This window comes from Shewanella sp. ZOR0012, assembly GCF_000798835.1.
GTDB classification, from domain to species: domain Bacteria; phylum Pseudomonadota; class Gammaproteobacteria; order Enterobacterales; family Shewanellaceae; genus Shewanella; species Shewanella xiamenensis.
This window is the reverse complement of sequence record NZ_JTLE01000001.1, coordinates 1-1,977: the sequence shown is the minus strand read 5'-3', so window position 1 is coordinate 1,977 and position 1,977 is coordinate 1. Positions and strand designations below refer to the sequence as shown.

The following is a 1,977-nucleotide window of genomic DNA, read 5'->3' as shown; positions in this document are numbered from 1 at the left end:
TAGGTTGCCACAATTCGACTTTATTACCATCGGGGTCAATAAACCAGCCGAAACGGCCGAATTCAGAATCTTCAATATCGCCGATTTGCTCGCCGCCACCCTGCGTGACTTGAAGTAGGGCTTGCTCAAGATCGTCCACGATAAAGTTCACCATAAAGCTTTTATTAGTCGGGGCAAAATAGGTCGTGTTATCGTCAAACGGTGTCCATACATGGTAACTCGGGATGGATTTATCACTATGATAGAACGCCGCGCCTCCCCAGTTTTCAATAGGGATCTCAAGGTGAGTTTTATACCAGGTTGCTAAGGCAACGGGATCGGTACTTTTGAAGAAAATACCACCAAGTCCAATGACTTTTGCCATAAGGGTTATAGAGTGAGAGGAATATGGATTAACTTTAGGCAATAAATACGCAAGATACAAAAAAGCCGCAAAAATGCGGCTTTTTTGTGTTCGAAACAGCTTAGAACTGGTAGCTGTACTGTACTGAGTAGTACATACCGCTTGATTCTGTTACTGCGTTCACAGGGCCTGTGATTGCGCTGTTTTCAATCAGGTGAACTTCTTCACCTTTAATAAAGGCAATACCAAAGTCAAGGGTGTTTTGTGGATTGATGTGGTAGCTCATACCTGCTGTGTACCAGTTACGGTCAGAGTCTGGGAATGAAATCGAACTAATCTCGTCTACAACGCCTTGGTCATGCATATAACCCGCACGAACGGTGAATTGTTCGTTGATGGTGTAAGTACCACCTAAGCTGAATAACCATGAATCTTTCCATTGGTATTCTTTAAGGGCGATATCACCTACGCTTTTAGTGGCGCCTACAGCTGCAATTATTGCTGTACCGTCTTTAGCTGTGATTTGATCAAAGTTGCCCCACTTACTGTATTGCGCGGTATAGTGCAGCGCAAATTTAGGCGTAATTTGATGGAAGCCCGCAACTTGGAAAATATCTGCTAGCGGTACATCTAAACTATCAAAACTGGTCGTAACAGGAACCGTACCCACACCAGGTATTGTTGTTGAGGTGATGGTGTTGATATCCCCTTCAACATTGACTGTTGGGCTGAAACGGTAGCTGATACCGAAACGGTTATCTTTATCTAACTCAACTGTGGCACCAACAATACCACCAAATGCCCAGCCGTCTGCGTCTACGTCAACCAGAGGTGTTGCGCCCGCGTTACGGGTTAAACGACCTTCACCATAGACGGCATCTACACCCGCACCTATGCTGAACATATCGTTGATGCGGTAAGACACGCTGGCGTTAAAGTTGACCGTTGTTACTTCTGTTTCACCAAGCAGGTCGAAAGGCGCAGCAGGCTTGTTTTTAGACAAAGAGCTTGCGTCAGTACCTGTACCAAAGTTAGAGAATGCGGCAAAACCCACGGCGAATTTATCGTCGATAGGGTGGATGTAGAAAATGTTTGGGATAACTTTAGAGCTACCCGCATCGTCGATGCTGCCTAAGTCAACGGCGCCACCGGCAAAGTTAACGTCTTTAACGTCAACAGTAATATCGGCATAGGTTAAGCCGAAAGAGATCGCATCTTTATCAAATAATGCCATCGCTGCGGGGTTACGCGATAACACGGAAGCGTTGTCAGCAATAACAGCATCACCTGCAAAAGCACGACCCATACCCGTGGCCGATTGACTGTTTAATTGGAAACCCGAAGCGAAAGTCTGTGAGCTCGCCAATGCAACAGCAACAGCAAGCAACGTCTTGTTGAATGATTTCATTATTATTCTCTCATTATTTTGATATTGGATTTTGTTCGGTCCTAGTTACCAGAACAACGCGCAAATCCTTTTATAGTCTTCGGCATGTTAGGGATTGTGTGTAATCTCAACAAGTCCGACCAGATTTGAAATTTGTTAAATTTCAGTTAATTAAAACTAAGTTGTACTTTAGCTTGAACGAATGGTCTGGCCAGATGCTTGGTATCTATGGCTTTTAATTGGTGAG

2 protein-coding genes are annotated in these 1,977 nt (G+C 44.6%); both read right to left on the bottom strand.

Annotated elements, in window-relative coordinates:
* Positions 1-364, bottom strand: a 364-nt coding sequence (locus L976_RS00010; RefSeq protein ID WP_047532756.1) for a VOC family protein, incomplete at its 3' end; no start/stop codon positions are given.
* Between the two features lie 100 nt (positions 365-464).
* A complete protein-coding gene (locus L976_RS00005; protein WP_047532754.1) occupies positions 465-1,751 on the bottom strand; it encodes an OmpP1/FadL family transporter in 1,287 nt (428 codons plus the stop codon).
* Positions 1,752-1,977: the final 226 nt, after the last annotated feature.

Bases quoted from the DNA above. Each gene is read 5' to 3' on its own strand.
- L976_RS00005 (WP_047532754.1), bottom strand. From the start codon at position 1,751: ATGAAATCATTCAACAAGACGTTGCTTGCTGTTGCTGTTGCATTGGCG.